Genomic DNA, 6124 nt, shown 5'->3' on the forward strand with positions numbered 1-6124 from the left:
CGGTTGGCGTCGCCGCCGTCCTGCCGCTGGGCGTTCTGCGGCTGCGGGGCACGGGGCTGTGGCGGCTGCGGCGACGGCATCTGGCCGGAGCCGCCACCGGGGACGCCGAAGAGGTTTCCGGGCGGGCCGCTCTGCGGCGCTCCGGAACCGGCGGGCCTGCCCTGGCCGGCACCGGCGCCGGGGCGGGACGGGAGCCCTCCGCCGGGGCCGCCGGGGCCGCCGGGACGGCTGTCCGGGCCGGCGTCGCGGCTCGGCAGCGCGGGACGGCTGCCTCCCGAGACCTGGCCGCGCGGGGCCATCCCCGCGAGCCGGTTCGCCGGGGCGCCGCCCGCGTTGCCCTTGCCGCCCTGCGCGCCGCCGCCCTGGCCGGGCTTGGCCGGGCCCTTGCGGCCGCCCTGGGCGACGTCGACGGGCAGCATGACGAGGGCGGTCGTACCGCCGGAGTCCGAGGGGCGCAGCTGGATGCGGATGCCGTGCCGCTGCGACAGCCGGCCGACCACGAAGAGGCCCATGCGCCGGGAGACCGAGACGTCCACGGTCGGCGGGCTCGCCAGCCGCTCGTTGATCGCCGCGAGGTCCTCGGGGGAGAGGCCGATGCCGGTGTCGTGGATCTCGACCAGCACCCGCCCGTCGGGCAGCGCGTGGCCGGTGACCTTGACCTTGGTCTGCGGGGAGGAGAACGAGGTGGCGTTCTCCAGCAGCTCGGCGAGCAGGTGCACGAGGTCGTTGACGACCCGGCCGGCGACCTCGGTCGACGGGACCGCGCTCAGCTCGATGCGCTCGTACTGCTCCACCTCGGAGGCCGCGGCGCGGAGTACGTCGACCAGCGGGACCGGGCGGGTCCAGCGGCGGCCGGGCTCCTCGCCCGCGAGGACGAGGAGGTTCTCGCCGTTCCGGCGCATACGAGTCGCGAGGTGGTCCAGCTTGAACAGCGAGGACAGCTGGTCCGGGTCGGCCTCGCGGCTCTCCAGCTCGGAGATCAGCGACAGCTGGCGCTGGATGAGGCCCTGGCTGCGGCGCGAGAGGTTGGTGAACATCGCGTTGACGTTGCCCCGCAGCAGAGCCTGCTCGGCGGCGAGGCGGACCGCCTCGCGGTGCACGTCGTCGAACGCGCGGGCGACCTGGCCGATCTCGTCCCGGCTGTGCACACCGACGGACGTGACGGAGGTGTCCACGTCCTCCGGGTCGGACTCGGAGAGCTGCCGGACGAGCTCGGGCAGCCGCTTCTGCGAGACGTCCTGGGCGGTGTCCTGGAGCCGGCGCAGCGAGCGGACCATGGAGCGGGCCACGACGAAGGCGCCGACCAGCGAGACACCGAGGACGAGCAGGATCACGGCGCCGTTGAGGATCGCGATGCGCTGGGACTCGGACCGCAGTTCGAGGGCCTTGTCCTCCATCTCGGAGAGCAGCGTCTGCTCGATCCGGGACATCTCCTCGATCTTGGTCGTGTCCTGGTCGTACCAGTCCTTGTACGACCGGGTCTCGTCCGAGATCGGGCTGCTCGGCTTGAGCATCCGGGCCGCGTACTTGTCCGCCAGGATGATGTTGGCGTTACCGCCGTCGTCGAGCGCCTGGAGGAGTTCCTCGGTGGTCTGCTTGCCGTCGTAGATCTGGGTGAACTGCGCGAGCGTGGACTCCTCGCTCAGCAGCGCGGACTCGCCGTAGAGCCGGTCACTGGGGGAGAGCTTGGGCTTGGGCTCGTGCGCGAGGCCGGCGCTGATGATCGCGCGCTGCATGGAGGCGTACTCCTTGGTGGAGGAGAACGCCGCCAGCGCGCGGGTCGCGCGGATCATCTCGCTGTTGCTGGTGGCCTGGGCCATGTCCTGGGACAGCGAGAGCAGCGAGTTGATCAGCTCGTTGTAGCTCTGGACCGTCTGCGCGATGTAGTCGTCGTTGTCGTACGCGGTCGCGCGGACCTGCTTGATCTTTTCGAGCTGCTTGAGGATGTTGACCAGCGAGGAGTTGACGCCGACCAGGGTCTCGTCGTCCGAGGCCTCGATGTCCTGGGTGGCCTCGCGGAACGCCTGCTTGGCGCGGTCGGTCTTCTGCCGCGGGTAGACGACGTCGTCGTTCTTCTCGTCCCCGGCCGAGAGCGGCCCCGCCGAGTGGTCGCGCTCCTCCTGGAGCGCCGACGCCAGCTCGGTGGCCTGCTTGGTCATCTCGGTCAGCAGCTGCATGTTCTCCAGCTGCGAGAGATCGTCCATGGAGCTGTCGATGCGCAGGGCACCCAGGGACGTCGCCGCGACCACCGGAAGCGCGAGCAGGGACACGAGCCGGGTGCTGATGCGCCAGTTGCGCAGGGCGAGGCGCGAGCCGGAGCCGCTCTGGGGCGGCGGAGCCGCCGCCGGGCGGTCCGCGCCGTCGCCGCCCTGTGCGTCCGGCTGCGCCGATCTGTCGGAGTTCTGGTCGCCAGGGCCCGCCCCCGCGCCCTGGGCACGCTGGGGCGACGAGCCGCGGTCGGTGGCACCGCGCAGCTCCGGGTCCGCCGCAGCGCTGCTATCCCTCTTGAAACGTCCCTGCACTAGCGTCGCAACCTCTGGACCAGGCGTTCCTCCGCGGGACGGGGGAACGGTGTCGAGTCGTGGGGACCGGGGCCCCCATGGTGGTCGTGAGTGACCGGCGCGTCTCCGCAACTCCGCGTCCGGACAGTGGAGCACCGCCGCGCGGCGCTGCTCTGCGCCTCCGTGCGCGCCGGCTGGATCGTGCGGCGGTCCGTGAGATTCCAGCACAGAGCGGGATCTCCAACAAGAGCGGAGCAAACCTCCGTGACGGGCGTGACGCTATGTACGGGCGGCATCACGAGGGGTCGAAACCTATTGGGTCCATAGCGGACATACAAGCAGTAATTGCTCGGGCGAGACGGCTGTCCCGGTAGCACCCCACAGGGGGGCATTGCCCGTATTTGGAAGGTATTGCCGGATTCAGGAGTGAAGGGCCGCTGTCTGAGTTGCCCCTTTTGACCGGCAAATCGTGAGCAAAATCACACGATGTTCATAGCTTGGTCGTCAGTTCGGCGGGGAAGCGCGTGTCTAGCCTGGCGGTTGACACCATTGGCCGAAACGACAAGCGCAAGGACTGAACCGGTGAAGACCATGATGTTCCGCAACATAGCCAACCCGCGACGCACCACGCTGGCGCACCTCGAGGACGCCGACGAGATGGTCTCGGCCGACGGCGAACAGCGTGAGCACACGGCCGAACTCCCGGCCCGGACCGCCAACCCGCGCCGCACCATCCTGACGGACGTTCCCGCGGGCTGATCATCCGCCCCCCCCCCGGTGACCGGCCGGCTCCGTGCGCCGGAACCGGCCGGACTGCCCGGAGCGTTAGCCTGGGGCGTCCAGTTCCCGGCCAGTCAGTGAGGGGCAGCAGCTTCCCGTGCGCATCGCCAGATTCTCCATCGACGGCAACGTCGCCTTCGGCGTCGTGGAGGGGGAACCGTCCGACCCGGACGGCCCCGTCCTCGACATCATCAAGGGCCACCCCTTCGCCGAATTCGAGCGCTCGGGCAGCAAGGTCCCGCTGAGCAAGGTCCGTCTGCTCCCTCCCGTGCTCCCCAACAAGGTCGTGGCGATCGGCCGGAACTACGCCGAGCACGCCGCGGAGCTGGGCGGTGACGTCCCGGACGTGCCGGTCACCTTCTTCAAGCCGTCCACCTCCGTGATCGGCCCCGGCGACCCGGTGCCGTACCCCTCCTTCTCCCGGGAGGTCCACCACGAGGCCGAGCTGGCCGTGGTCATCGGCCGGATGTGCCGGGAGGTCCCGCGCGAGCGGGTGCGGGACGTGATCCTCGGCTACACCTGCGCCAACGACATCACCGCCCGGGACGTCCAGCGCGCCGAGGACCAGTGGGCGCGGGCCAAGGGCTTCGACGGTTCCTGCCCGATCGGCCCGTGGGTCGAGACCGCGGTGGACCCGGCCGACCTGGCCATCATGTGCACCGTCAACGGCGAGCAGCGGCAACTCGGCCGCACCGCCGACATGGTCCGCCCCGTCGAGGACCTGATCGTGCACATCACCGAGGCGATGACGCTGCTCCCCGGCGACGTCGTGCTCACGGGCACCCCGGCCGGGGTCGGCCCCCTCAACGCCGGCGACGAGGTCGCCGTCACCATCGAAGGCATCGGCACTCTCACCAACAAGGTGATCAAGCGTGACTAGCGCATCCCCCTCCCCCTCCTCCCCGGTACGGGTCCGTTTCTGCCCGTCCCCGACCGGCAACCCGCATGTGGGGCTCGTCCGGACCGCCCTCTTCAACTGGGCGTTCGCCCGCCACCACGGCGGCACCCTGGTCTTCCGCATCGAGGACACCGACGCGGCACGCGACTCCGAGGAGTCCTACGAGCAGCTGCTCGACGCGATGCGCTGGCTCGGCTTCGACTGGGACGAGGGCCCCGAGGTCGGCGGCCCGCACGCGCCGTACCGGCAGTCGCAGCGGATGGACCTCTACGCCGACATCGCCGGCCGGCTGCTGGAGTCCGGCCACGCGTACAAGTGCTACTGCACCACCGAGGAGCTCGACGCCCGCCGCGACGAGGCCCGCGCCGCCGGCCGTCCGTCCGGGTACGACGGCAAGTGCCGGGTGCTCACCCAGGAGGAGATCGCCGCCTACACGGAGCAGCAGCGCACGCCGATCGTCCGCTTCCGGATGCCGGACGAGCCGATCACCTTCACCGACCTGGTGCGCGGCGAGCTGACCTTCGCCCCCGAGAACGTGCCGGACTTCGGCATCGTGCGGGCGAACGGCGCGCCGCTCTACACGCTCGTCAACCCGGTCGACGACGCGCTGATGGAGATCACCCACGTGCTGCGCGGCGAGGACCTGCTCTCCTCCACCCCGCGGCAGATCGCGCTGTACCGGGCGCTGGCCGAGATCGGCGTCGGCAACGGCACCGTCCCGGAGTTCGGGCACCTGCCGTACGTCATGGGCGAGGGCAACAAGAAGCTCTCCAAGCGGGACCCGCAGTCCTCACTCAACCTCTACCGCGAGCGCGGCTTCCTGCCCGAGGGGCTGCTGAACTACCTCTCGCTGCTCGGCTGGTCGCTCGCCGAGGACCGCGACATCTTCTCCGTGGAGGAGATGGTCGCCGCCTTCGAGATCTCGGCGGTCAACGCCAACCCGGCGCGCTTCGACCTCAAGAAGTGCGAGGCGATCAACGCCACCCACATCCGGGAGCTGGAGGTGAAGGACTTCATCGCCCGCTGCGAGCCCTGGCTCACCGCCCCGCACGCCCCGTGGCGCCCGGAGGACTTCGACCGCACCGCCTTCGAGGCCCTGGCGCCGCTGGCCCAGACCCGGCTCACGGTCCTGTCCGACATCACCGCGAACGTCGACTTCCTCTTCCTCGACGCGCCGGTACGCGACGACGCGTCCTGGGCCAAGGCGATGAAGGAGGGCTCGGACGCGCTGCTGCGCACCGCCCGCGCCAAGCTCGCGGACGCGGAGTGGAACACCGAGGCCCTGAAGGAGGCCGTGGTGGCCGCGGGCGAGGAGCACGGTCTGAAGCTCGGCAAGGCGCAGGCCCCGGTGCGGGTCGCGGTGACGGGCCGCACGGTCGGGCTGCCCCTGTTCGAGTCCCTGGAGGTGCTGGGGCGGGAGCGCACGCTGGCCCGTGTGGACGCGGCCCTGGAGCGCCTGGCCGCCGGCTGAGCGGCCGCCCGCCCGGCCCCGTGCCGGGCGGGCGAACCCGTTTTGGAGCGCTGTCCACCATCGGGTAATGTTCTTCCTGCGCCGCCCGGAAGGCCAACAGGCCGGACGGACAGCGCGGACCGAACAAAATCCCACAAGGGATTGCGTTCCGGTGGGCTATGGTGTAATTGGCAGCACGAGTGATTCTGGTTCACTTAGTCTAGGTTCGAGTCCTGGTAGCCCAGCAAGAGATCCCCGTAGAACTCTCTTGTGTGCAGTACGTGTTGCTGTGACTAGCCCCCGTTGTGTAGCGGCCTAGCACGCCGCCCTCTCAAGGCGGTAGCGCCGGTTCGAATCCGGTCGGGGGTACAGATCCTTGTAGCCGGCACCATTCGGGTCGCTCCTGAAGGCGCCGAGGTTGAGGATCGCTAGGGCCCCCGTTGTGTAGCGGCCTAGCACGCCGCCCTCTCAAGGCGGTAGCGCCGGTTCGAATCC

At 70.4% G+C, this 6124-nt stretch carries 4 protein-coding genes and 2 tRNA genes; 5 read left to right on the top strand and 1 reads right to left on the bottom strand.

The window, feature by feature from the left end; all coding sequences use genetic code 11:
- Nucleotides 1–2522, bottom strand: a 2522-nt coding sequence (locus GCU69_RS12595; RefSeq protein ID WP_156206069.1) for a sensor histidine kinase, incomplete at its 3' end; no start/stop codon positions are given.
- A 561-nt stretch (nt 2523–3083) separates the two neighbouring features.
- Between GCU69_RS12595 and GCU69_RS12600 the strand changes: the two genes are divergently transcribed.
- From GCU69_RS12600 to GCU69_RS12620, 5 genes are all read left to right on the top strand, one after another.
- On the top strand, nt 3084–3260 hold the full coding sequence (locus GCU69_RS12600; protein WP_156206070.1) for a hypothetical protein: 177 nt from the start codon (nt 3084–3086) through the stop codon (nt 3258–3260).
- A gap of 118 nt (nt 3261–3378) precedes the next feature.
- On the top strand, nt 3379–4161 hold the full coding sequence (locus GCU69_RS12605; protein WP_098749734.1) for a fumarylacetoacetate hydrolase family protein: 783 nt from the start codon (nt 3379–3381) through the stop codon (nt 4159–4161).
- The gene (gltX, locus tag GCU69_RS12610; RefSeq protein ID WP_098749735.1) at nt 4154–5650 is read left to right on the top strand and encodes a glutamate--tRNA ligase; all 1497 of its coding nucleotides are present in this window, start codon (nt 4154–4156) and stop codon (nt 5648–5650) included. Before GCU69_RS12605 ends, gltX begins: the two co-directional genes overlap by 8 nt.
- Before the next feature lie 152 nt (nt 5651–5802).
- Nucleotides 5803–5874: transfer RNA gene (locus tag GCU69_RS12615), tRNA-Gln, on the top strand.
- Between the two features lie 51 nt (nt 5875–5925).
- A tRNA-Glu gene (locus tag GCU69_RS12620) sits at nt 5926–5998 on the top strand.
- Nucleotides 5999–6124 lie beyond the last annotated feature (126 nt).

This window comes from Streptomyces lycii, assembly GCF_009735685.1.
Taxonomy (GTDB): domain Bacteria; phylum Actinomycetota; class Actinomycetes; order Streptomycetales; family Streptomycetaceae; genus Streptomyces; species Streptomyces lycii.